Origin of the sequence: Paenibacillus solani (assembly GCF_001277345.1) — a bacterium.
GTDB classification, from domain to species: domain Bacteria; phylum Bacillota; class Bacilli; order Paenibacillales; family Paenibacillaceae; genus Paenibacillus_AQ; species Paenibacillus_AQ solani.
Genome location: NZ_LIUT01000002.1, coordinates 68,262 through 93,913 on the forward strand (window position 1 = coordinate 68,262; position 25,652 = coordinate 93,913).

19 protein-coding genes, 1 pseudogene and 1 other annotated feature are annotated in these 25,652 nt (G+C 48.1%); of the genes and pseudogenes, 9 read left to right on the forward strand and 11 right to left on the reverse strand.

Translation table 11 applies throughout. The annotated features are described in order from the left end of the window. Window positions 1-156 precede the first annotated feature (156 nt). Complete coding sequence (locus AM231_RS16795) at window positions 157-489, forward strand: hypothetical protein (protein ID WP_054403727.1); 333 nt, start codon at window positions 157-159, stop codon at window positions 487-489. A gap of 133 nt (window positions 490-622) precedes the next feature. Here AM231_RS16795 and AM231_RS16800 read toward each other — a convergent pair whose 3' ends face one another. Next, window positions 623-1,564 carry a GNAT family N-acetyltransferase gene (locus AM231_RS16800; RefSeq protein ID WP_054403728.1) on the reverse strand — a complete coding sequence of 314 codons (942 nt, stop codon included), beginning with the start codon at window positions 1,562-1,564 and terminating at the stop codon, window positions 623-625. Window positions 1,565-1,729: 165 nt separating this feature from the next. Between AM231_RS16800 and AM231_RS16805 the strand changes: the two genes are divergently transcribed. Next, complete coding sequence (locus AM231_RS16805; RefSeq protein ID WP_054403729.1) at window positions 1,730-2,857, forward strand: ATP-binding protein; 1,128 nt, start codon at window positions 1,730-1,732, stop codon at window positions 2,855-2,857. 430 nt (window positions 2,858-3,287) lie between these two features. Next, window positions 3,288-4,142 (forward strand): alpha/beta hydrolase, encoded by an 855-nt coding sequence (locus AM231_RS16810; protein WP_054403730.1) that lies wholly within the window; start codon window positions 3,288-3,290, stop codon window positions 4,140-4,142. A gap of 290 nt (window positions 4,143-4,432) precedes the next feature. Here AM231_RS16810 and AM231_RS16815 read toward each other — a convergent pair whose 3' ends face one another. Beyond that, on the reverse strand, window positions 4,433-6,733 hold the full coding sequence (locus AM231_RS16815; RefSeq protein ID WP_054403731.1) for a helix-turn-helix transcriptional regulator: 2,301 nt from the start codon (window positions 6,731-6,733) through the stop codon (window positions 4,433-4,435). A gap of 269 nt (window positions 6,734-7,002) precedes the next feature. Here AM231_RS16815 and AM231_RS16820 point away from each other — a divergent pair, with 269 nt between their 5' ends. From AM231_RS16820 to AM231_RS16835, 4 genes are read left to right on the forward strand one after another with little or no spacing between them, the layout of a single operon-like run. After that, window positions 7,003-7,944 (forward strand): ABC transporter permease, encoded by a 942-nt coding sequence (locus AM231_RS16820; RefSeq protein ID WP_054403732.1) that lies wholly within the window; start codon window positions 7,003-7,005, stop codon window positions 7,942-7,944. Window positions 7,945-7,952: 8 nt separating this feature from the next. Next, the gene (locus tag AM231_RS16825; RefSeq protein WP_207383626.1) at window positions 7,953-8,861 is read left to right on the forward strand and encodes a carbohydrate ABC transporter permease; all 909 of its coding nucleotides are present in this window, start codon (window positions 7,953-7,955) and stop codon (window positions 8,859-8,861) included. Window positions 8,862-8,882: 21 nt separating this feature from the next. Beyond that, on the forward strand, window positions 8,883-10,520 hold the full coding sequence (locus AM231_RS16830) for an extracellular solute-binding protein (protein WP_054403733.1): 1,638 nt from the start codon (window positions 8,883-8,885) through the stop codon (window positions 10,518-10,520). 33 nt (window positions 10,521-10,553) lie between these two features. Further along, entirely contained in the window at window positions 10,554-11,411 is an 858-nt protein-coding gene (locus AM231_RS16835; RefSeq protein ID WP_054403734.1) for an MBL fold metallo-hydrolase, read from the forward strand. A 371-nt stretch (window positions 11,412-11,782) separates the two neighbouring features. On the opposite strand, the pseudogene metG reads toward AM231_RS16835, so the two are convergent. From metG to AM231_RS29585, 3 genes and pseudogenes are all read right to left on the reverse strand, one after another. Continuing rightward, a pseudogene (gene metG / locus AM231_RS16840) lies at window positions 11,783-13,422 on the reverse strand (methionine--tRNA ligase). A 46-nt stretch (window positions 13,423-13,468) separates the two neighbouring features. After that, window positions 13,469-13,742 (reverse strand) — a binding site (T-box leader). A gap of 50 nt (window positions 13,743-13,792) precedes the next feature. Then, on the reverse strand, window positions 13,793-14,116 hold the full coding sequence (locus AM231_RS16845; RefSeq protein ID WP_054403735.1) for a sigma-70 family RNA polymerase sigma factor: 324 nt from the start codon (window positions 14,114-14,116) through the stop codon (window positions 13,793-13,795). Window positions 14,117-14,164: 48 nt separating this feature from the next. Next, the gene (locus AM231_RS29585) at window positions 14,165-14,302 is read right to left on the reverse strand and encodes a hypothetical protein (protein ID WP_242615217.1); all 138 of its coding nucleotides are present in this window, start codon (window positions 14,300-14,302) and stop codon (window positions 14,165-14,167) included. 201 nt (window positions 14,303-14,503) lie between these two features. Between AM231_RS29585 and AM231_RS16850 the strand changes: the two genes are divergently transcribed. Both AM231_RS16850 and AM231_RS16855 read left to right on the forward strand, forming a co-directional pair. Then, complete coding sequence (locus tag AM231_RS16850; protein WP_054403736.1) at window positions 14,504-15,427, forward strand: ArsR/SmtB family transcription factor; 924 nt, start codon at window positions 14,504-14,506, stop codon at window positions 15,425-15,427. 122 nt (window positions 15,428-15,549) lie between these two features. Then, on the forward strand, window positions 15,550-15,906 hold the full coding sequence (locus tag AM231_RS16855) for a DUF4181 domain-containing protein (RefSeq protein ID WP_054403737.1): 357 nt from the start codon (window positions 15,550-15,552) through the stop codon (window positions 15,904-15,906). Window positions 15,907-16,102: 196 nt separating this feature from the next. On the opposite strand, the gene AM231_RS16860 is transcribed toward AM231_RS16855, so the two are convergent. The 6 genes from AM231_RS16860 to AM231_RS16885 form a co-directional block, all read right to left on the reverse strand. Continuing rightward, complete coding sequence (locus AM231_RS16860; RefSeq protein ID WP_054403809.1) at window positions 16,103-17,449, reverse strand: glycoside hydrolase family 30 protein; 1,347 nt, start codon at window positions 17,447-17,449, stop codon at window positions 16,103-16,105. 106 nt (window positions 17,450-17,555) lie between these two features. Next, on the reverse strand, window positions 17,556-19,202 hold the full coding sequence (locus AM231_RS16865; RefSeq protein WP_054403738.1) for a type 2 periplasmic-binding domain-containing protein: 1,647 nt from the start codon (window positions 19,200-19,202) through the stop codon (window positions 17,556-17,558). 97 nt (window positions 19,203-19,299) lie between these two features. Further along, window positions 19,300-20,184, reverse strand: coding sequence for a carbohydrate ABC transporter permease (locus tag AM231_RS16870; protein WP_053490521.1), 885 nt, complete (start codon window positions 20,182-20,184; stop codon window positions 19,300-19,302). Between the two features lie 23 nt (window positions 20,185-20,207). Then, complete coding sequence (locus tag AM231_RS16875) at window positions 20,208-21,197, reverse strand: ABC transporter permease (RefSeq protein WP_207383627.1); 990 nt, start codon at window positions 21,195-21,197, stop codon at window positions 20,208-20,210. A gap of 120 nt (window positions 21,198-21,317) precedes the next feature. Further along, window positions 21,318-22,394, reverse strand: coding sequence for a LacI family DNA-binding transcriptional regulator (locus AM231_RS16880; protein ID WP_242615218.1), 1,077 nt, complete (start codon window positions 22,392-22,394; stop codon window positions 21,318-21,320). A gap of 165 nt (window positions 22,395-22,559) precedes the next feature. Beyond that, on the reverse strand, window positions 22,560-25,406 hold the full coding sequence (locus AM231_RS16885; RefSeq protein ID WP_423212925.1) for a DUF5704 domain-containing protein: 2,847 nt from the start codon (window positions 25,404-25,406) through the stop codon (window positions 22,560-22,562). Window positions 25,407-25,652 lie beyond the last annotated feature (246 nt).

Sequence of the window (25,652 nt, forward strand, 5' to 3'; positions counted from 1 at the left end):
ATGTTCTCCACCAATGACTAGCACAATCTTCTACAAGACAAGGATATTTTCATTTACACATAATTCTTGACGCTACCTCTCCTTACTTAAAGTGTTTTATATATGAAACAATATAAATAATGTAAGTAACATATAATAATAAAAGAAGGTGATTTCGTGAGAAAACGTTATATCACAACAAGTCTTGTTGTGTTAGTCATAGGTATAGGTCTTACAGTTGCCGTTATCAATGGTAATATTTTTGCTGATGATAAAAAATCTAACACTCAAAACGAGGTGTTAACGGACGCAGATTTTGAAAGGATAAAAGAAAATCTTAAAGGTCAGCCAGGAGTAGATATTAGAACAGAGTATGGGACCTTTGATTATGTTGAACATCCAAACGAATATCCTGATGAACAAATCGTTATTTTACCTGATGAGGATGATAAAGTGGGTCCTGAAACCAAACTAATTGAATTCAATGGACACTTTTACGAAAAAAAGTGAATACCTATCACAAATAAACCACGTCCTGTTGGGCGTGGTGTTTTTTTTATATATCGTGCGTACTACTCCATAATCGAAGGGTGCATGCTCCGGATGGCTATCAGCTTGCATATCTGGATAGCTACTGGCTCCCCTATCCCAGGGGCAGATAGAAACGGTATTCCTCCTGGTCTTTGGCAAAGCCAACCGACTGATAGAGTGACAACGCAGTTTCATTAGCTGCCTTTACTTGAAGTCTTACCGAAGCAGCTCCGTGATCCTGGAGATAAGACATGGCATGGTAGAGCAGATATTTTGCGATTCCCCGTTGTCTCCACGGTTCTCTCACAAACACATCTTCAATTACGCCCTTGTTCCCCTCTTCCAGCCAGGCCATGGTGCTGCCGATCACCGTATCCCCATCCAAGACATTCAACGCAATCCAGTTGGGATTCGCTTTATATTCCCGTAATCGTTCAAGACCCAGCGGCGTTTCCGGCCAGATTTCAGCCTCGAGCTTCAAATACGTTGCTTCCTCTTCCGCATGCTCCATCTTCCACAATCGATGCCGATAGCGATCTTCTAACGGGAAGTCAGGAATAGGCTCCTCAAGCGACCGTTTCATGGAATATAAATTCTCAAGAGGCCTAAATCCCGCCTTCTCTGTAAAAAAATTATTATTGCCAATCTCATGTGCATAATTGCCCACACACAAATACGTTCCATACGTCTCCGGCAAGGTCTTCATTAAGACAAACGCCCGTTCATAGAGAACCTTGTACAGTTCACCTAACAGATCATAATCTCGCTCCCGTTCCGGCAAGGCTTTGAGGTTCACGTATATATGATGCTTACAGCCAGGCTCACATCCGGACGGGACTATATTAATGATCCCTACCTGTCCTTTAGCCACCATTTTTCCGTCTTCAAATGCACAGAACACGTTATCCCAGTTCTCTTGGTCGCCTACCCACCAGAACAGCGCATGCTCAGCGGATACCGCTTGATACAGCTCCCCAAGCCAAGGCATGTCGCCCTGCTTAAAATTCCGTATGATTCTATTGCTCAATTGAATATCACCAACCTTTACGCTCATTGTAGGGCGTCCTGACATGATAAGCATAGAGTAAAAACAACTATAAACAAACTAACCGCTTTTCAAATATGAATTTCTTAAGAAAGGTATACATTTATGTTATTACGTAATATAATAATTACGTAATAACATAAATTGTGAAAAAAGTGAGGTTGATGATCCGACATGACACGTGATCTGACTCAAGAGATGGATGTCTTAAAGAATCAAATGGCAGAACTGCAGCAGCTTGTTTATCAAGCGATTATGGAACGCAAACCTGTAACCGCATCAAACCAAAACCAACAAGAAATAGCTACGGCACCCACTATAAATGAAACAACCCCAGAAGCTGCCTCCGTCTTCTATGCCGGACAAGTGAATCTGAACGGACATTGTATCCGCTGGGAGCCGCAGGAACGGCGCATGGATCAATTGTTGGACATGAACACCGAGAAGGCAGCCAAAATCCTCGCTGCACTGGGCAACAAGCAGCGCCTGGATATTCTTAAGGCCGTCATGGCAGAGCCCCTAACCGGTTCCGAACTGGTGGAACGATTGAACATGGGAACGACGGGTCAGCTGTATCATCATCTCAAGGCGCTGCTCGGCGCGGATCTACTCGTTCAGGAGCAGGGCGGTCGCTACACTCTACCTAAGCATCGGAGCCTGCCGTTCCTGCTGCTGCTGTCAGCTGCTGGTGATCTGCTCGATGCGAGCGACTATATCGAAATGTCAGAAACTCGCAGCAATGCGGGGATGTACTTCGGAACAGCGCATGGCTTCGACATTCATCAGCTGCTGTGGGCAGTGGTGGAAAACTCTATATTGGAGCATACAAACGGGTATGGCGATCAGATAGGCATATTCCTGCATGAGGATGGCAGTGTGACGGTTACTGATAACGGAAGAGGCATTCCCGTGCAGGCACTTTCGAATTCCAACATTTCAGTTGTGCAGTCGATTCTGACCGATGTTCACCGGTTGAACGCAAGCGCGAACTTTCTGGTTCCCGGCGCGGAGAAAGGGATCAGCATTGCCGTGGTAAATGCCCTCTCCAAATATCTGACCGTGGAGATTCGCCGTGACGGGAACATCTATCGGCAAGAATACCGGCATGGCATTCCGCAGACCGGACTGCAAACGGTCGGTTTGACCCAAGAGACGGGCACGAGCGTGACATTTAAGCCTGAACCGGAACTGTTCAGCTCTGCTTTTGATTTTGATCAGATTCTTGAACGCAGGGATGCAATTGCCGCGGACTATCCTGCACTTGCCCTGACAATCCGAAACTTCGCTGAAAAAGAGGCTTGAGGAGCGAGCGGGACTTGTATACTTTACTTTTTTGTAGCAGTACTTACGATCGACAGCGCACATCGTGCGCACTTCTCCTTGTGCGCACGATGCATGGTTCGGGCATGCATGGATGGCTGTCGACCATAAATGCCCGGAACCACGCGCCATTTGCACAGTAAGGCCCCTAGTGGGAAGAAGAAGATAACTTGTGTGGTGGTTACAACTATTCATTCCGATAGGCATGAAGGAAATGAGACGGAAGCTTTACGTAGGTTCCTGCTTAGTATCCAGGTACTCCGAGTGCCTGTGCTCCTGTGCTATACTGAGCTTGAACGACACAGATCGAGGTGATATAGAATGCTGGAACGTTCTATGGAGAATGTAATGGAATCGGAACAGAAAAGGGGCTGGTGCGATTAAAATATAAAACGAAACGAGGACGATACACATGAATACACAAGGTACGATAATGAGCGAAGGATTTGCGTTAAATGTTTCTATTCATGGAAACGGCAAGCCCATATTGGTGGTGGGAAGCAGCGTTTACTATCCCCGCTTGTTCTCGGAGCAGCTTTATTCGTCATTTCAATTGATTTTCCTGGACCATCGAGGTTTTGTGCAGCCTCCTCGAACACTGGAACCGGAAGACTATACGCTGGATAAGGTTCTGGATGATATCGAAAGGGCAAGGCAAGCGCTGGGACTGGAGGATTTTATCATATTGGGGCATTCGGGACACGCCTTCATGGCGCTGGAATATACCAAAAAATATCCGGAACATGTCCGGAAGGTGGTCCTGTTAAACACGGCCCCGACCAATAGCGTAGAGCGGCAGCAGCAGAGTATTGCCTTTTTCAATGAAACAGCAAGCTCTGAGCGGAAGCGGCAGTTCGAAGCGGATATCGCCCTGCTGGAGGGTGATATCCAGAGGGAGCCTGAACGACGGTTTGTACACATTTGCATCCGGATGGGAGCCCACAGCTTCTATGATTATGCCTATGATGCGGCGCCGATGTGGGAAGGAGTCTTCACCAACATGCCCGTCATGGATCATTTATGGGGGGAAGCCTTCGCACGGCTGAATCTGATCGATTCCCTGAAAGAGGTCGATATCCCCGTCTTCATTGGTCTTGGGCGTTACGACTATTTAGTCAGCCCCGTATCGCTGTGGGATGCTGTAGACGGCTCGCAAGCGAACGTGAGAAAGGTCATTTTTGAGCACAGTGGCCATAATCCGATGTTCGAAGAGCCCGAACTTTTTAACGCAGTCTTGACGGATTGGATTCATGAAACGGAGCGCTGATCCGGTAAATACGATACGCATGACGCTATACAAATAAAAAAGGAGCCCACAGCTTTCCCGCTGGGGCTCCTTTTACGTCTACTTACGTTTTAACCGGTAAACTCTCTTCATGCGGATTCAGTTTCACTGAGCTTGAGAAAACACCTGAACATCAATGGCACGCCGGCGTGTGCATTTGCCGAACAACCGGACAAAGGATCTGTTATTTGCTGATATTGAGTATAACGATTCCGTACGAGGCAACGTTACTTCCGTTGCGCATAGGCATGCAATCGCCGGCAATAACGGCTTTAGCCAAGCCGAACAGAACGGTACTGCGACGGAGAGACACCTTCCCGTTTGCGGAAAGCACGCGAAAAATTATTCTCATCAACGAATCCAACCTGCTCGACGATTTCTTTAATGGATAGCGGTGTTGTTTCAAGCAGCTGCTTTGCTTTCTCGATTCGAATTTTCGAGACATACTGCATTAAAGGCAGTCCATTCTTGTTTTTGAAGTAACGTGTTATGTAAGAAGGAGTCAATGAGAGCTCTTCGGCAATGGTCGAGAGACTAAGATTGCAGTCCATATACGATCGGGCAACGTATTCAAGCATGGACGTATACAATCGGTCATGGCTCGAATCCTCCCCTAAGCTGTCTTGAATGCTGCACGCAGCCTCAAACAAATTGCTGCAAGCCTCTTCAATCGTCTTCGACTGATATTCGGTAAGCGCATCTAGCTTGTATTTAATGGCTTCGCGATGCGATAGCGGGATATTGTTGACGAGCTGGTTCAAGGTGAAAATCATTTGCTGGTACGTCAAGCGGAAGGCGGATGCATCCTCCATAAACGTAAACCGTGCTTTAAGCTCGGTGATTTGCCGTTCCAGGTTTTCGGAGTCTTTGGAGCAGACTGCGGCATGAAGCGCATCTGCCAATAGCGAAATTTGCCGTACGTCGCTCGTACCCGCAGCTGCCTCACTCGCGATTTTTGGCGCGGCTGCCGAAGGCGTAATAATCGATTGTTTGCCGGCAAAGATCCGATATTCGGAAAGCGAAGTCGCCGAGTTGAACGATTGGTGCAGTTCATTGGTTGGCTGCGGCTCGCCGACAGCACAGGACAAGGAGAGCGCAAGATGCCTTTCCATGAATGCCAAAATCTGCTCCGCAAACGCACGGCTATGCTCCTCCCAGCGACCTGCCTCTTCGGTATTCCACGAGACGATGCCGACAATGCCATTGTCGATAGCCAAATCAAGCGCATAATTGGCACCATGCTCGCCCGATAAATTCTCAAAAACGTTGCAGATGGCGTACTTCATCAACCATTGCTCGCTTAGCGGCTCTTTGCTTATTTTGGCGTTGTAGTCATCAAACATAAACACTAGCACGCTGCTCGTATTTCGTTTGCCAAGCAGCTTGTCCAATGCATTCCGATTGGTCTCGGATGTATTATCCACGTTCAACTTCCCCATCAGTACAGCTAATAATAGCTGGTTTCTCGTCAAAATCTCCTGATTATGCATCATATGGGACAAATGCAGGCTTTCATCTCTCATCTGCTCGATATATTGCGTTAACCGGGTCAGCTCATCCTGCTCCGCGCCCTCGGCTTTATCCCGTACAAATCCTGAAAAACGGTTCGATAGCTCCTGAATCGGCTGATAGCTCTTAAGAGCCGACCGGAAGCATAGTACCACGCCAAGAATAAGCGAGAACAGGAATATTCCCAGGGAAATAGTCAGGGCAACATAATACTCTTGATTGTAGGCGCTACGCCGAATCGCGTTAATGACATGGAACTGTTGTTTGTCGGACGTTTCTTGCAAGAGAAGATAGCCTGGAATGCGCATCTTGGCATCATCAACAACTAGAGCAAGCCGCCTCCAATCCAAGTCGCTATGGCCTTTCAAGTAGAAAATCGGCGTGCCACTGCGGTCAAAAGCGATCAAGCTGCGTTCGTTATCGGCTACCTGCCGGAAATTGTTCAATAGAGCGGAATAGTCCAGCTTATAGATCATAATGCCGCTGGAATATGGCGTACCGTCGAGCGGGATCAACAATAATAGAACCTGTTCCTTGCCCGGTTCTTCATTCGATTGGGTCAGCGAGGAAATAAATACAGGCTCCTTCAGTTTATCCATCACATTATGTAATTCCTCCGGCGCTATTCGGTTATGTCCGATTAAGCGAACATAGCTTTCCGGGGTATACATGCCCGTATCCGTAAAAATGGTGTTTTCCAGCGATGGATAAGAAGATTGGCGATAGTAAAGACCTATCGAATCAAGATTGGCTGAAGGCGCTTTCAAATTTACCAACTCTTTCGCAATATCATACGGATAAGCCACCTGTTCTTGCAATTGATAAGGAAGCAGCCTTGTATTTCGCGATACGGACAAGGTCAGCATCTGCAAATCGAATATTCGGGTATCGAGCAGCTCGGTCATATGCGCCATCGATTTCTGCGTGTTGTCCATAAGCCGATTGTACGTGTTCGATAAAAAAATGATATTGGTCAATAAGAACAGAAGGCCGGATACAGCTAATATGAGAAGATACCGGAACAGAAATTTACGATACAGCTTGGACTGAATCGCTTTGCGCACACTCGTCACATCCTTGATGAATTAGGTCTAAAACGTATTTCGAGTATACGAATTTGATATAAGCTTATCAATTCTTCTTTGTAAAAAAGCAAAAATTGACTGGTTGCTGAAAAATTTGCAGGGTACATATTCGGCTTGAATCGCAATTTTTGCGTGCATAAGCCGATATCCGCTTGTTGTTGCCGACCGCAGATTCACTTATCATCGAGCCATACGAAAGCGTTTCAGGCGCCGAACCGCTTTTGGCAACGAAGAAGGAGGCCCGTTAAATGGCTGCTAAAGACAAGACTGCCACCTCGCCCGGATCACGGAGAAGAAGGTTTGCGCTGCGTAAAAATTGGGACTATCTGATCTTCGTTATTCCGGTCGTCCTTTATTTTCTAATCTTTTGTTACGGCCCCATGTATGGGGTTCAGCTATCCTTTAAACGATTTAATCCGGCCATGGGGATTACAGCCAGCCCTTGGATTGGCATGGATAACTTTACGAGGCTCTTTGGTTCGTACCAGTTTTCCCGAATTCTCACGAATACGCTGGTCATTAATTTGTTTAAGACGCTGATCAGCTTTCCGATTCCCATCATCCTGGCTCTCATGTTTAACGAGATTAAGCGCGAACGCTTGAAGCGAACATTTCAGACGATCACCTATGCGCCGTATTTTATATCCACGGTTGTATTTGTCGGAATTATTAATTTATTTCTTGCCGGAGAGAACGGGTACCTCAATCATATTCTGGATATATTCGGTTTTGGTCCGATTCCGTTTCTGACCGATCCGCATTATTTCCCCGGCGTTTACATCGGCACGGACGTGTGGCGAAACGCAGGCTGGAACTCTATTATTTTCATCGCGGCATTGTCCAGTGTAGATCCGCAGCTGCATGAATCTGCGCAAATCGACGGGGCCGGCCGATGGAAGAGGATCATTCATGTGAACTTGCCATGCCTTCTGCCGACCATTGTCATTCAATTTATTTTGCAGATGGGAAAAATGATGACACTCAGCTACGAGCGCATCCTGCTGATGCAAAACAGCTTGAATATCGAATCATCCGAGGTTATCTCCACTTACGCTTACAAAATGGGTCTAATCAATATGGATTACGGATTTTCTACTGCCGTGGGGCTCTTTAACAATGTCATCAACATCATTCTGCTGCTCGCGGCCAACAAGCTCGCCAAAAAATACAGCAGCGGCAGCTTGTTCTAAAGGGAGGAATGACCATGCAGGCAGTGTCCAACAAAATTAAAGAGTCTAAAGGGGACCGTTTGTTTCTGATTGTTACATATTCATTAATCGGTATGTTGGTATTAATCATTCTTTACCCGCTTATTCATGTCGTCAGTGCCTCTTTTAGCGATCCCAAGCTGGTCGTAACCGGCAAAATCGGCCTATTTCCGAAAGGATTTAACTTGGAGGCTTACCGGCGGGTATTCATGAACGAAGAAATATGGATCGGCTATCGGAATACGATCCTGTACACGGTCATCGGAACGGTAGTCAACATTGCGCTGACGATGATGGGCGCTTACCCGTTGGCCCGCAAAAATTTCCCCTGGCGCAGAGGGTTCATGGTATTCTTCACGATCACCATGTTCTTCAGCGGCGGCATCATCCCGATGTATTTGCTCGTTAAAAATTTGGGCCTGTACAATTCGATGTGGGCGTTGATTCTGCCAACCGCCATCAACGTGTACAATATGATCGTCGCCCGGACATTTATTGAATCAACCATCGACGAGCAGATCTATGAATCGGCCTATATGGACGGCTGCAGCAATATACGGGCATTTTTCTCCATCGTGCTGCCTTTGAGCGCACCGATCATAGCTGTCCTTGTCCTGTTCTATGCCGTCTACCATTGGAACTCCTATTTCGAGGCAATGATCTACTTGAAAGATCGATCATTCTATCCCTTGCAGCTGTTCCTGCGGGAAATTCTAGTTATGAATCAGTCGGATAATGTGATGATGGATTCCATTGAGACCGATTCGAGCAAGTTTCTCGTTGCTGAAGGAGTCAAATACGCGGTTATCATCGTATCCAGCGTACCTATTTTAATGCTGTATCCGTTTCTTCAGAAATTTTTTGTTAAAGGCATGATGATTGGCGCACTTAAAGGTTGAATAATAAAGGAGATGACGACGATGAAAAAGAAGTATGTACTGCTCTTGTCTACCCTGCTGAGTGTATCGCTGCTCCTGATGAGCGCTTGCAGCAATACGGGAAATAACGCAGATCATAAGGCGCCTTTGGCGAATGAAAGCACGGATAATATTAATAAAACGGGCATGCCGATTGCCAATGAGCCCGTCCATCTGAAAGGGCTGGTCGCGAAGTACGAGCTTGTTAAGGATTGGAACGAGCATAAGGGGTTGAAGGACTACGAGGAGAAGTCCAATGTCATCATCGATTGGGATTCCGTCCCGCAAAATACCTTCGAAGAGCGAAGAAATCTGCTGTTTGCCTCCAATGACCTGCCGGATTTTGTCATGCGGGCGATGCTGTCGCCGCAATTGATCACATCTTACGCCGCTGCCGGTCAAATCATCCCGCTTGACGATTTGATCGATGCCGGCTATGCGCCGAACCTTTCTGCGCTAATGGAAGCCAATGACGGTATTCGCAAATCCATTACGTCCGCGGACGGTCATATTTACTCGCTGCCGAATATTAGCGAAGCAGACGGCCGAATTGCCTCCTCGTGGATCAATAAAGAGTGGCTGGACAAGCTGGGGCTGGAAATGCCAACAACAATGGACGATTTCTATGAAGTATTGAAAGCGTTCAAAGAGCAGGATCCGAATGGCAACGGAATAGCGGATGAACTGCCGATTTCCGGTTACAAAGAGAACAATAGCAGCGGCAATGAGTTCTTCAGATCATTCTATGGCAGCTGGGGCTTCGGTGGTAATTCCGGCATTATCGCACCTTATATGGATGTTGATGATGAGGGCAAGGTTCGTTATATCGCAACAGACGACACGTTTAAGGATATGCTGACCTTCTTCAACAAATTGTGGGCCGAAGGACTGATCGATAAAGAGATTTTCTCGCAGGATATGAACCAGGAAGTCGCTAAGATCGATGAAGAACGGGTCGGTTACGTAGCGAAAGGCAACAACAATCTATGGATGGGAGACAATCGCAGCCATTACGTGCAAAACCCTATTTTTAAAGCGATTGACGGGGATGTGTATTGGACGGGCGTCAGCCCTAAAGTTCGGGATCTCGGCTCCTTTGTCATTACGAGCAAGAATCCGAATCCTGCAGCTACACTCCGCTGGGCCGATTATTTCCTTAGCGAGGAAGGGACCGCGCTGGCTCGGCTTGGCATCCAGGACGTTACTTACACGATTGACGGTGACGGCTTTTATAAGCTGAAGGACGAATTCTCCAACAATCCTAACGGGCTTACGGTAGATGAAGCGCTCGCGGAGTACACCATTTTCCAAGGCGGCAATATTCCACAGCGCGTCACGCAAAATGTTGACCAAAGTGCGGCTGTCCTTCCCGAAATGATCGCCAACAAGGATGTCATTCGCCCATTCCTGGTACCAGACGAAAAGCTGATGATTCCGAACTTTACGGAAGAAGAAAACATTCAGTTAAGCACTTACGCGACGGATATCGAAGCATTCACGGATGAGCAAATCGTTAAATTTATTACGGGCGCAAGACCAATCGGCGAATGGGAGACATTTGTGGAGACGCTCGGTAAGATGAAGCTGGATAAATACCTTGCCATCTATCAAGCCGCTTACGACCGTTGGAATCAGCAATAATAGACGAGAATTCGAGAAAAGGGGAATACGGACATGATCTTTTATGGTACGAGCGCAGCCGAAGGAATTCCGAATCCGTTCTGTTCTTGTCCGGTTTGCGACAACGCGCGAAGCACAGGAGGGCGCGAAATTCGCCGCCGTTCCATGCTGCGGCTCGATGAACAAATCTGCATCGACCTGGGGGCGGATGCTTTTCAGGAAGCGATCGAATTCGGCGACTTTACCAAGCTGCAGCATGTGCTGGTGAGCCATACGCACGAGGACCATTTCAATTACATGATGATGAATGTAAGAAATATGTCGATCGAACGCAACGCAGAGCCTTTGCACTATTATTTTACCGATCAAGCGTATGACATCGTTGATTTCTATCGGCAGAGCCGGCCGATTATGAAAGGGATGACTTCCGACCTGGAGGCACGCGGCATTGTCGCTTTCCATAAGCTGGCGTTTAACGAGAAGGTTGTGATCTCCGGCATGGAAGTGACGCCGCTCCGCGGCAATCATTTGGGCAATATGGGTGAGAGCTGCGCCAATTATTTAATTAAACGGCCGGACGGGCAAAAAGTTTACTATGGCGTGGACACAGGCTGGTATTTGCCGGAGACTTTCAAAGCTCTGGAAAATGCGTCGCTGGACGTGCTGATAAGCGAGTGTACCTTTGGCCTCACGCCTGGGCGCGGGCTGCACCCGAATGGGCATCTGGACGCATTCAGCTGTATGGAATTGTTCCGCGTACTGCTTGACCAAGGCACGCTGCATGCCGGTTCCCGCATCTACCTGACTCATATCAACCACTTTACCTCCAACCATGCTGAGCTCGTGGACTGGATTGCATCCCAGTCGTTCCCATGTCCGATTACCGTGGCCTGGGACGGGCTAAGCATATAATAGATTGCTGAAATGGAACGTAACAACTTTTTAAAAAGGAAGAGCAACCAGATCATCGGATTGGATTCATGAAACAGATCACGAATCCTTGTAAAGATCAAATGGATGCCTACATTCTAATGAAGAGGAGCCGCAGCAATCCGCTGGGGTTCCTCTTCTTTCTGCTTGGCTTGGGCTTCAACTGGTACACTCTCTTCATGCGGCTGCACCCGTATCATCCCGGATACAAGGTACCCTGCATAAAAAATACATCGTGCCCCGTCTATTGTGCGAGTTATCGGCGTATTTGTAAGATCCTGACATGGTTAAGGCAGTGAATCTGGATTAAGATGCTCATTAACAAAAGCTCGGTAATGGAATGTCCTCCCTGCTCAGAGAGATGATTCCCCCAATCTCCGGGTCTCCTCCTCGATCCGGCTCGGATCGATCCGTTCAAATAATAGCTCCACCCCATGGAGCGGTCTGCCAGCCTGAACGTGGCACCAAGTCCACACCGGTTGCTCCAGCGAGAGAAAGCCTCTTATTTTATCGCAGGAGAACGGAATGAATGGCTGCAGCAGATTCGCCAGATTGGCTATGATCTGAACACAGGTGTAGAGTGTATTTCCGCACGCTTCACGATCCTCCTTCACCTGAATCCACGGCTTCTGTTCATCAAAGTATTTGTTTGCTAGTCGCACCACGCTGAATATCAACTCCAGCGCTTCCTTCAGTCGTCCTTCCTCGATGAGTGTGCCAGCCTGACGGTACAATACCTCTACCCGGCTCTGCCACTCTTCGGATATGCTGCCCTCGGGCACCTTCCCCTCAAACGATTTGTTCACAAACACCAAGGTACGGTTGACCAAGTTCCCGAATGCACCAAGCAGCTCCCCATTATGGCTGTGAATGAACTCCCTCCAGGAGAAATCGGCATCTCGCTTCTCAGGTCCGTTCGCGATAAGGAAATAACGAATTGAATCCGGCTCATAACGGCTTAATAAATCCGGCACCCATATGGCCCAGTTGCGACTGGTTGAGAATTTTCTTCCCTCCAGGGTCATGTACTCGCACGAAATGATCCGATCCGGTAAATGTAGGTCCCCGACCCCTTTAAGCAGCGCAGGCCAGATCAACGTATGAAACGGAATATTGTCCTTCCCGTGTACATAATAAGCCGTAACCTCGCCCTGACCCTTGCGCCAAAAGGACTCCCAGCCGCCGCCCGTTTCCGCGGCCCACTGCTTGCTGGCGGATAAGTAGCCGCTGACCGCTTCGATCCAGACATAAATTTTCTTATCCTCGAAGCCTGGAACGGGCACATCCACGCCCCAGGCCAGATCCGCGTAGCCGCCCGGTCCTGAAGCCCTTCCTCCAAGTATCGCCTGGTCATTTGCACCGCATTATCCCGCCAGCCCTGGACGCTCTCGAGTTCATTCGCCAACTCGTCCTGAAAATGCGACAGCGATACGTAAAAATGCTCGGTAGGCCGCTCCACCGGCTGGTTTCCGCAAATTTTACAGGTTCTGTTACCCAGATCAGACGGATCGAGCATTGTGGAACAAGCATCGCACTGATCTCCGCGAGCCCTGCTGCCGCATACGGGACAATCCCCTTCCACATAGCGGTCGGGGAGAAACCGCCGATCGGTTTCGCAGTAGGTCTGCAACACGGTTTTACGATACAGATGCCCATTGTCCAGCAGCTTTAGAAACAACTCCCGCACCACCTCATGATGAAACGCCTGATCAGTTCGGGTGTATAAATCGTAGGTGAAGCCCAGCTGTTCGAAACATTCCACAAACTCCCCATGATACCGGTCTGCGATATCCCCGGGAGACACTCCTTCCTGTATCGCTTGAACAGCCACCGGCGTACCGTGGCAATCACTGCCGGATACATACAGCACCTGCTCTCCCTTCGCGCGAAAATAACGTGCCAACACATCGCCGGGTAATAAGCTTGCAAGCCTCCCAAGATGCAATGACCCATTGGCATAAGGCCAAGCGCCACCGATAAAAATGTTCGTCATCTCATTCATCCTCCTTTTTGTAGACAACAAAAAAAGCCCTCATCCCAAAAGGGACGAGAGCTTGTCGCTCACGTGGTACCACCCAATTTCATTCATGCCTTGCGGCATTCACCTCTTCGGGTACGACGCGAATGAACGCGGGTATACCCTAGCACGTTAACGGGTGCGGGTTCCGGCACAGCCTACAACCCCACACGGCAGGGTTTCGGTGTACAGCTCAGAGACCATATTCCCCAGGTTCTTTCTTTACCCCTTTTCACCAGCCGGGGCTCTCTGTTCAAAGACGTCGCCAAGGTACTCTTTCTCTTCATTGCTTTTGATTAGTATTATTCAAGTTATTGGAAATCATATCCGAACACCAAGGTTGAAGTCAAGAGGATGATTTCAATGTCGCTCTGGATCTCTCGCGGCCATCCCGTATGGCCTCCAGCTTCTTACCGAGCATCATCTTCAGCTTCTTGCGGGCCCTGCTCATGCGGTTCCGTACATTTTCAGGCTCAATCTGCAGCACTTCCGCAATCTCCAGGGTGTTGAAATGCTCAAAATAGTACAAATACATCGGCTGTCTCAGGGTTTCCGGCAGTGTAAGCACAGCCGATAATAGCGTTTCGTCTTGATCCTCGCTTTTCATCACAGATTCTGGAGGAGCCTGCACAGCATCTTCGCTTACACGATCTACAGAAAGAAAGTCCATTCATTCCACTCCATTTCCTCTTAGGTTCATTGATGGTACCTGCACTTCTTAATTTGAGGTTCGGGCCCTGTTCTTGGCCGCTTGAAATCCCTGTTTCTTCCCCGGGAAGAGACGCATCCACAAGCTTACCGGATCATGCTTGAATTCGAATTTCCACGCTTCGCTGGCCTTTCGATTCAGCTCCATCTGCTGCTGTCTTATGAGATATTCGTATCAAACCAATTGCTCATCTCCAATCTCTCCTTTTGCCGCCCACTAGTTCATAAATTTTTGAACCATTTATTTAAGTTCAATTATATATGAACCAATGGAAAGTTCAATATTTATTTATCAAGTGATGTGGTATCATAAAAATGGAAAGACGAGTACTTAGAGGAGTGAACGATCATGACTCATATCAGAATTGACTATTCGCCTGTTCACGAGCTGATAACCAGCTTGTATGCGTATACAGATAATAAAAATCAAATGCATGATCTGGGAAATAAGTGGAGGAAGGAAATTGAGAAGAAGCTGCCTGCTTCTTTTACGGACAAGCTGGCAGAGGTAGACCTGTGCGAGATTATTTCTTATCTGCATCTGGTTATCTTAGACAGCCCGGAAAAAGATAACATCGAGCGTTTTCTCAGCTGGTTTGCCGATTTGGGAGAAGGTCAGCTGTATGAAATCCTGGCTCCTTATCTTGGAGACGGATTGCCGATGGGACTTAAAGCCTTTCGGGAGTTGAGCGTTGAATTTATGACGGAGTGGTACCGCGCTTATACCATCCCGCCCGAGATTCACGAGCTGCTTGGGCGTTCCGCTGCCCGGATGGAGCAGCTGAGCCGGGAGCTTCCCTATATTGATTTGATCGATGAAGCAACGAGCGGGATTGTGCTTGACTCTGAAGACGACTACCATGCCATTCTTCTCATTCCGACTTATCATATCAAGCCGTTAAACCGGATGGACTATGTGAGCAATCAACAGCTCATTATCAGTTATGCGGTAGATGATGAGCAGCTGGACGAGGATACGCCGACCAACCAGCTGCTGCGCATGACCAAAGGATTGGCTGACGAAAAGCGGCTGGTGCTGCTGCACATTCTGGCTGACGGTCCCGTCACGTTTACGGAATTACAGCAAAAGACCGGCCTGTCCAAGAGCAACCTGCACTATCACCTGTCCCTGCTCAAAACCGCGGGCCTTCTGCGCATGCATTTTAAGATGCCGAATGAACGATATAAATACAGCGCCAGACCCGAGTCCTTCAATCAGTTGAAGGCTTTCCTGGAGTCTTATGTGTTCGGTCTCAACAAGGAATCAAAGTAGCAGGAACCTGCCTAATCCTCTAGCGTTCAACCATTGCGGCCGAAAGGGCCACCCTCTATCAAACTAAGCCTCCTATAGGTATCTTGACGATAAGGAAAGAATAGGAGAGGAGGAATAAGCCTATGTTTATCATTTTTGTGTTTCTGGTCCTTGGCATCCTGCAATTATTAATGAGATGGCTTCTCTTGGATAAAGAAGACCGCAAAGCCAGGATCACAGATACAATGGGAGAATCCTATTACTATCGTGGCGGCGCGCTCTTCGTCATCGTAATTATAGGAATCGCCATTGTCAGCTTCTTTGGAATTTTTGAAAAAATCACCATTCAAGGAATGTATCTAGTCTCGCTTATTCTTGTTCTTATATTCCGCGGTTTCCTGGAATGGAAGTATCTGAGGGAAACCAAACAGCATCAAATGACGCTGATTCTGCTCGGTATTCTTATTCTCTTTTCTTTGTTTTTCTTCTCACTGAAATAATCTGCCGTATCTATGAAAAAATCGATCAGCTTATCCCCCAGAAGGCAGTCCGCGTATAGCCCCATGCTGGTTTTGCGAGATCAGGTGGATAAGGCCTCTTGAAGTTTAAATTTTCTGATATCTCTAAACGATAAAAAAGCCTGGAACAACCGTTCCAGGCTTCTTATCATTCAGCTATTTAGACTGCAATCTCCAATTAGTTGCTCTCCAGCTTGATCGTCAGCGCGCTCTTCGCCGGCATCTCTAAATGCAATGCCTCTTCCCCGTGCAGCTGGATCGCCACACTCTCCGAAGCCTCGCTGTCGTTAAACAATACGGCGGCAATGGAGCCATCCGTGTTCTTAAATGCAACGGAACGAATCCGATCATCGCTTGTAGAAGCAATACGAACCGCTTTCGGACGGATCACTTTGCTAAAATGCGCCAAGGCATAGTAATCCAGCGTATAGGTTAGTTCCTTCGTCTGTTGATTCACTGTCACAATGCCGCGGCAGGTGCTCGTTCCAAAGCCTGGCACCGTAGGGCCGTTCTTCTCATCCAGGGCCATATTCCACAGGACATAGGACTTGCTGTGATTGCGAAGTATCTCAATTCCCGTCCGCATCACATTGGAGAAGGCCTGCTCAAATGGTGGAATCCACTCCCCGCCGGATCCTTCCGTGAAATGAACCTCTTTCCCCGAGAAAGCTTCGAACACTTCCGACTGCGCCGTCGGCTTGCCGCCATACCAGTGCCAAGCGACCCCATCCACGGCGTCGCCCGCCTGCTCAAGCACCGTTAGTGGGTAGTCTGGCTTATCCCAGTTATGATCATAACAGAGGATTTTGGTATCAATGCCGTTCTTCACGAATTGCGGCTTCAGATGATTCTTGATGAAATCACTTTGCACCTCGGGCAGCATGATCATGCCGGGATAATGACCTGGCGAGTATAATGCTTCATTCTGGGGTGTGATCGCATAGATTGGCAGCCCGTTGGCTTCATAACCTTGAATATAACGCACAAAATAATTGGCATACACCGAGCAATATTCCGGCTTCAGCTCTCCGCCGATCATCGAACCGCTTGTCTTCATCCAGCCCGGCGGGCTCCACGGGGAACCCATCAGCTTCACATCCGGATTCAATTGAAGTGCTTCCTGCAGAAGCGGAATGATGTCCTCCTCGTCATGAGCAATGGAGAACCGCTCCAATTCCACATCCGTCTGGCCCTCAGGCAGGTCATTGTAACTATAGAAGTCTCGCGCATAATCGGATGCGCCCATCGGTTGGCGTAGAACGGACAATCCGATCCCTTCGTTCGCATCAAACAGCTGCGTCATGAGCTCCAAACGCTGTTCCGTGTCCAATACTTGATGGATCAGATAAGCCGCGGAATCCGTGAAGGACGCGCCGAAGCCGTCCATTTCCTGAAACGTCTGCTCCTCATCGATGACAACCGTATGCTTCTCCGCACCCATAGTTACGGGTCCCAGCTGCTCCTTGGTTTTTTTAACAAATAGTTCCTCTTCACCGTTTGACTGGTAGATAGTGATGTTCAGCATGTTGTTTCCCTCCAGGTTTCTTGTGGTCTTCCTACCCATGTCTCCAGAAAAAAGCTTGGACAGGACCTCTACTCTGTCAAGATAGGGACCCATCCCTAACGCTTCCTTATTTCAGACCCAGCTTCTCTTTATTTGCCTTCATCTTCTCATTGCGGACTTCGACGATTTTATCCCAGTTGTTATCGTCCAGAAACTTTTTGTATTCGTTCAAAAGGCTGTCGTAAGTGGCATCATCCTTGGAACGAATCATACTGATGAGCGTGGTGTTCCACTTCGTATTGATGGCTGTCAGAGAACGTGCTTCAGGCGTTCCTTGATCCGGGTTAATATTCTCGAGAATAAAATGCGGCGTCAGCTTCCCTTTGCCCCATTCCTGCATTTGCTTGATTGCATCCGGGAAAGCATCTCCGCTCAAGGCTTTGTGACGGTCATGGCCAAAGAACATGAATTCGCCCATACGGTAATCTTTTTTGAAGGTATCCGGGTTGTTCATCTGCAGATCTTTCACCTCAGGCAGGAACTCTACCGTTCCGTCTGCATTCACTTGGTAGGTCTCGCCCTCGATACCATAGTTCATCAGCATTTGCCCTTCTTCGCTCAACAGGTACGTGAACAGCTGAATGGACTTGGCAGGATCGGCATTATCTTTTGTAATAAAGCTGATCATCCAGCCAGTAATACCCGATTGGTTCAATGTCGGCGCATGTCCGACTGTGCTTTGCGGTCCGTCAATCGCGATATACTCTTTGCCTTTATTGTTGCTGTAGAAGCTCTGCAGGTTACCGCCTTGCTGCGGCGTGCCGTCCAGCATGATTGTTGCGTATTTGCCCGCTTTCACCTTCTCTTCAAAAGCCGTTCCGTCATCGGCAAAGCTGTCATCGCTGATCAATCCATCCCGGTACACAGTGTTGAACGCTTTGACCCAGGTCAGATAATCCTCATCCAGATTCCGGTTATAGAAACCGCCATTCTCATCTTCCAGCGGCACGCCGATGAAGTCCTGCAGCACATCGCCAAGCGATCCCGTACCTTCCCCGATCGAGTTGAAGCCCAGTGGAATCAGGGAAGGGAATTGCTTCTTGATATCAGCGAGAGCAGCCCGGAATTCTTCCGGCGTTCCCATAGCAGGCTTGCCTAGAGCTTCATACACATCCTTGCGGATCACAAATGCTGTCTTTGCAGGAATGTTGCCGCTGTCGTAGTCTTCCTGAGTATTGGAGTAGTTCGGATACCCGTAGGTTTTGCCGTCCTTCAATTGGAACCAATTGATCGTATCCTGAGCAGCTACTTCGTTGAAGTATGGATCATATTTCTCGGCCAGATCGTTCAGCGGCAGCGCCCAGGTGGCGGCCTTTTGCACGACTGGAGAATTGGAATCAAAAGTAGTAATCAAGTCCGGCATATTGCCGCCCGCAAAGAATGTGTTCAGCTTCGTATCATCGCCGGTAATAAATTTAATGTTGATGTTTAAATCTTCCTTGATCTTCTTGGTGACAACATCCTTGCCGAAATCCGTGTTCCACCAGTCTGCATTGACATACCATGTGAGATCGGTTGTCTCTTCTTTTTTATCCAGCTGCCAGGCCGGTGTATTCGCATCCGGTGTGTAACGATCCTCGATCGAAACCCAGTTTTCTTTCTTGGACCCAGATTTCTCGCCTGATCCGCCGCAGCCGCTCACGACCAGCACAACTGCCATGAGTGCCGTAAACAGCATAAGTCCTTTTTTGCCCATAGCTTTGTTCATCAACATCCTGTAAACCTCCCTTTTAATTAAAGCGCTTTCTTATTTGACCCTAGTCATTACAGGCTTGCTTCTGTTCCACTCCCTTAAAGAGCTGCGGACTTCGCTACTCTTTAACCGCTCCGAGCATCATGCCGGAGATAAAATATCTCTGTAATATTGGATACATCACAACAATGGGCAGCGTCGTTACGACGATTGTTGCTAGTTGGACCCCTTTGGTTGTTGTCTGAATCGCTACCGAGCCGATATTTTGCATCGATTGGGTCTGAGACTGCACAATAATCTCGTACAGCATCATCTGCAGCGGATAGAGTGACTGATCCGTGATATACAGCTTGGTGGTCATAAAGTCATTCCACTGCCCAACTCCGTTGAACAAAGCGATGGTCGCCATCGCCGGCATGGAAAGGGGAATGAAAATGCTCAGGAATATTCTCCAGTCGCCCCCGCCGTCGATCTTCGCCGACTCTTCCAGTGAATCCGGCACATTGCGGAAAAAGTTCATCAGAATAATGACATCGTAAAAGCTCAATAGAGCTGGAATAATGTACACCCAGAAGCTGTTTAGCAGCCCCAAGTCCTTGATTAACAAGTACGTCGGGATCATGCCGCCGGAGAAAAACATGGTGACAACACCCATAGCGACATAAAATTTGCGTCCGCGGACGTATTTTTTGCTCAAGCCGTACCCCACCATGGCACAGAAGAACACGTGTGTGATGACCCCGACGAGTGTTTTGGCCACCGAGATGAAGAAGGCCTGCCAGATACCTGCATCCCGGAATACGGCTTGATAGTTCTCAAGCGAAAATTCCGTAGGCCAGAAGATAAACCCGCCCTCGGCAAGCGACCTGCCCGAGCTGAAGGACGAAACGACAACGTTCCATAACGGAACGACAATAATGATCGTGAACGCAACCAGTAAGATGATGTTGATCGTATCAAAAATCCGGCTGTCGAGATCCCCTTTTGCTGCTTTCAAATTCACCGTAATACCTCCCTCTCCATGACCTACAGAACGGATTGATTATCATTCAATTTACTGGTCACCTTGTTCGCCGTTACGAGCAGAATGACAGAGATGATCGATACACCCAAACCAACGGCGGTCGCATATGAGAAATCGCCCTGCGTCATCCCCATCCGGTACACGTACGAGTTAATGACTTCCGCCTTCTCCCGGTTCTGCGAATTCATGAGCACCAAGGTCTGATCCAGATTCGAGCCCAATAAACCGCTTACAGTAAGAATCAGATTCAAGCTGATAATCATCTTCATGTTCGGGAGAGTGATGTTCCAGATTTGTCTGAGCCGACTGGCTCCATCGATTCTCGCGGCCTCATAATAGGTCGGATCGATCTTCGCCATGATAGCCAAATAAAGAATGGTTCCCCAGCCCGCCTCTTTCCAAATATCCGATAATGTCGCGATCCACCAATACTTGCTGGGATCGAGCAAAATGTTTTGCGGCTGAGAGATCAGGCCGAGACTAAGCAAAACTTCATTAAACAAGCCGGATGTCGAAAACCAGGTAATGAGCATCCCGCCAAGTACGATCCAGGACAAGAAGTGAGGCAGGTACGAAACCGTCTGCACGAACTTTTTGAACCGTCCCATTCCCACTTCGTAAATCATAATGGCCAGAATAATTGGAATCACAAAGCCGATCGCCAATTTCAAGAAACTGATGCCCAGCGTATTGACAACGGAATCCCAGAAGTATCGGTCTGACATAATAATTTTGAAATTATCCAGGCCCACCCACGGTGCAGAATCCAGCGTATCGATCACGGTGTAGTTCTTAAAGGCAATCGTCAAACCGTAAATCGGTATGTAGCAGAAAATGAACATAAAGATAATGCCCGGAAGGATCATCGATTGGAGCTCCCACTGCCGCTTGTAATCAATGAAGAATTCCTTGATTCTCTGTCCCATCGGTTTCTTGCCAGTTGGCGGTACCGTGCTGGTACCGCTTGACTGAGCCGTAGCTGCTTTGCTCACCTGCTTAGCCCCCTTCGATCATAAATTATCAATAAAAACGTTTTTATTTTTCGACGAAAAACGCGTCGTCTTTCTATATCCTTTAAAAAAACTTGACGATCCTTGCTAATTCTCGTGAATTTAAGCCCTCTCGTCTCGGTTCAGCTTAACGTGGCTGGAACCGCGAACGACCAGTTCCCCTTGCAGTTTCTGAATCTTACCCTTTTCTTTCTTTTGAATCATGCGCACCAGATGATTCACGACCAGGATTCCTTGTCTGGCAATCTGGTTACGTACGGTCGACAGGGGCGGTGTAAAATACTGCGCGATATCAATATCATCAAAACCCACCACGCTGATATCCTGCGGAACCTCGTAACCCAGCGACTTCAAGGCCTTGATACAGCCAATGGCACTCACATCATTACCAGCCAGAAAAGCATCCGGCACTTTGCCGGGATGTTGATGGAGCAGCGATTTCACAGCCGAATAGGAGCCTTCTTCTTCAAAATATCCTTGCAGGATATAGTCTCCATCAATCGGATACTGACACTCCCGCAGTGCAGCCAGATAGCCTTCCCGCCGCTGCACGCTGTCAAACATCGTATCCACGCCGGATATATAAGCGATCTTCTTGTGGCCCAGACTGATCAAGTACTTGGTTGCTTCATAACCAGCCTCATAAGAGTCGAATATAATGCTGCCCATCGTCTCTTTTTGAATCTCGCGATCCAGGAATACCGCCTTAATCTTATCCTTCTCCATGGCAGCAATATCTTTATCATCGATCTTCAGCTCTTCGAAGATGATGACACCATCCACGCGGCCGCCCATAATATTGCTCATAATGACCTGCTTATCCTTCGTAACAAACACATTCAACCCGTAACCCAGACGATCACATTCCCGTGACATCGAATCCACCAGTGTGTAGAAGTAAGGCCCTGACACGCTAGTCGTGAAAAAGCCCAACATCTTGGTCTTCCCCGACTTCAGCAGCTTTCCGTTCAGGTTCGGCACATAATTGAGCCGTTCAGCCACCTTCAGCACATGGGATTTGGTCTCCGGGTTCAATACATCTACGTCATTCAATGCATTAGAAACTGTAGAAATAGAGACTCCAGCTTCTCTTGCCACATCCTTGATCGTTACTTTACCCATATAACCATTCCAATCTTCCTTCGCAATAAAAACGTTTTTATATACATAAGTTACCATGGAAGCGAGGGGATTACAACGCTTTTTTGAAAGGGATTTCAAAATAATATGAAGAGCCCCTCTCCTTGCTAGGAAAGGGGCTGCTCCTACTAAGTTTCTTATAAGCTAATCATCTCATCTCACATCCAGCTAGGCGGCTTTCCGTGAGCGCTGGTTCCTTATGGATTAATGAGGAACTTGGGAATTAAAATCTTTCTTACTAGATTGATCTCCATGATAGAATACAACATCGCCATCCAGCAGGCTAAATCGGTTGCCATATGGATCCCGATACGCTTGATCATATCCCTCAAGCCTCCACTGATTCATCAAGGGAGCGTGAATATACTGCAAGTGCGGCCTGGCCGTGTTGCCATCGCGGATCGTCTCGATGTTGAAGTTCACGATGATATATCCTTTTTTCAGGAAAATATCAGAACGCTCATCCAATCGATTCGTACGCCCATATTCCGCGATATTCGTCCCCTTCTTCACCACATACACATCTGAGGGAATACTGTATTCGCCATACCAGCGCTGAATTGCCGCATTCGCGCGCTCCGCATCAACCGATGCTGGCAGACCTGATTTGGGTCCAATCAATGTTCGCACATCGGCCGGAAGCAGCAGCCAGTCCAATCGTCCAACCCAGGTTTTGTTTTTACTGAGCTTCTCTATATACTGCTTGGCATAGGCTGCAGCCGACATGCCCGCTGGTGCGCTACCATGATTGTACAGATACGAAGCGGCATCCTGCAGCTCCTCTTGCGGAACATTGCGCAGCCGATCATTCAGAATGACGTACCGCTTCTCCGTGTCCTGCGGGGAGCCGATGCGAATGAACTTCCGATTCCCGCTGTGGTAATACAGATCTACCGCTTGTCGGCCGGTTCCATCTTTATTAACAAAATAGAAGCTCGGCGTTATCGAAATTCCGTCCTGGGAACGAAACATATTCCCCTTTGTCTTCAGATCGAATTTGAAGTGATACCCCGTCTTGACCGCAGAATTCTTGTATCCTTGAGCCGGATGCTTGCCTGGTGCAATCGGTAAAGTGTATGGTAATACATTGCCTCGCGTTCCACCGTCAATATCACGGAGACCGATCCAATATGATGCTCCGCTTGGAGTAGCGCTACCTTTTTGCTTGCGGAAAACAGTCTCCCAGTTGTAATCAGCGATATCTGTGATATGAAAATCATACACCCGGCCTATGACCTCGACTGGCTCAATATCGGTGGCTACATGGTTCGCAAGATCAAGATTGGCACTGGGCTGTGTGGTGAAATCAGGCGGCGCGTTCTCTGCAATGGTACGGAAATAGACCTCATAATCTCCCTCATCTACCCATACCGGCAGGAAAAACTCCGTATCGAGCTGAGATGTCGGAATCGTGATCCAGGTATGCTTTGGATAAAATGTGCTCTTATCGCCACTGTACACATCGAACGGGAAATACACCTGCTTCACTCTTATATACTTTGCATAGTCCCGGTTTCCATAGCCCGGAATATTGCGATGCTGACCTGAGGTAGGTATACGGACTGTGAACGGGCGATCCAATATGAAGGCGGACCGACTCCGGTTCGGGGTCGTCTTCTGATTGTGGGCCTGATCATCCGTCACTGAGGAGTAATTGACCACTGGCGTATGGACCGTGACGGTATTGATGGGATTAATCGGGAATTCCTTATTGCTACCGCCATTAATATTTCCAGGTAACAGACCGTAGTGGATTGTCCCACTGCTCGGCGTGTTAGCTCTGTTGACCTTATCACTGCTGATCATATTGTTAGGCTTGTAAAGCACTTGGTCATTAATGCGCGTAGGAGCAGGTATGCTGCCCGGGGTCGGTCCGCTTTCCTGAACGCGGCCTGGATTCATGATCGTTGTTCCGTTAAAAACAAGAGCGTCATTGGTAACCTCCACTTTATCAACGGCGGCCTCGGCCACGCTCTGCAAATTCTCACTCGGCGGAGACGGCTTCGATTTATAGGAACTACCTCCATGAGACCCCGAAGGCGCTACGATCGGATCAGGTGGTGATGGAGGATAGAAGGCTCCAGACGCATTCGTTGAATACTGCGGCGGCTGATATCCTTGCGGCTGGATCGTAATCTGCCCGCCAGGCAGGGCGTAGTTACTAAGTGTACCCTGATCGATTTTATAGACCTCCAGATTATCAATCACCCAGTAGGAATAGGGACGCACCACGGTATATCGCTGTGTAACCGTCTCTTCCTCCGTCTGCGGATCAGGTACCGTAGTCGGTTTGCCATCCGGACCCTTAGGTCCCGGCTTACCCGGATCCCAGCTCAGTGTCCATGTCTTCTCCACGTTGACCTCAAACGTGCAGCTTCCGGTCATATTGACAAATGAATGCTGAAACAAATAATTGAGCGATAAGATATTGCCGTACAGACTTTCGGAGGTGGGTATCCCCTGCAAAACATCGAACATCTCCTGACCACGCTGATCGGCTAATATTTTGGCTGAAACCTCCGGGTCCATATACCGGCCATCCATCTTCATACCTGGAGCTGGTGGGGTACACGAGGCGGTTGGCGGGTCAGGGTCTGGCTGACCTGGTTTGTTTACTTCCTCATAATAGTAATAGACGTAGTATTTAGGAAAAGATCCGTCATAACGTAATGGAGGTGGATCTCCCTGTTCTATACTGCCTCCAGACGGTGGTCCAGACTCGCTTACTTTATAACCCTCATACACGTAATCTGCTGTGCCAGGCGTATGTGAGAACGGATGTGATTTCCCTACGGTAAGTACCTCCGTCCGATCAGTAAAGCCTGGGGTGCCGTTGAGTGGCGTTCCCGTTGTGGTATAGTGCCGAATTAAAGCCTCGCCACCTTCAGGTTCTAGCTCGATGGTGATGAGAATGGGGAAATAATATCTACGCCCTTGAACTAATCCTCCCTGGTCTTGCTTGGTAATATTCTCAAATAGAGGTGCGTCAAGAAGTCCATTGATTTTAACAATAAAATTTGCCGAATCTGTTCCTTTCCCTTGCAAATTCATTGGATTAAAAACAGTATACGTAGGAGAAACATTATTCTTCCTAGAATCCCAGGTCTCTTGTTTATATCGAGAATTATAATACAATGAAGTGCCTGCTGGATCTGTCATATTTGGATCGAATTTATTTGTCTTCACATCTTTGATTTTTCTCCCAGGAAAATCAAAACTATAAGGGAATTCGATATCTTTTAATTGTCCTGGAGCACCATCCGATGTCCAACCACCTGCAGAGTTTCGCCAAATATC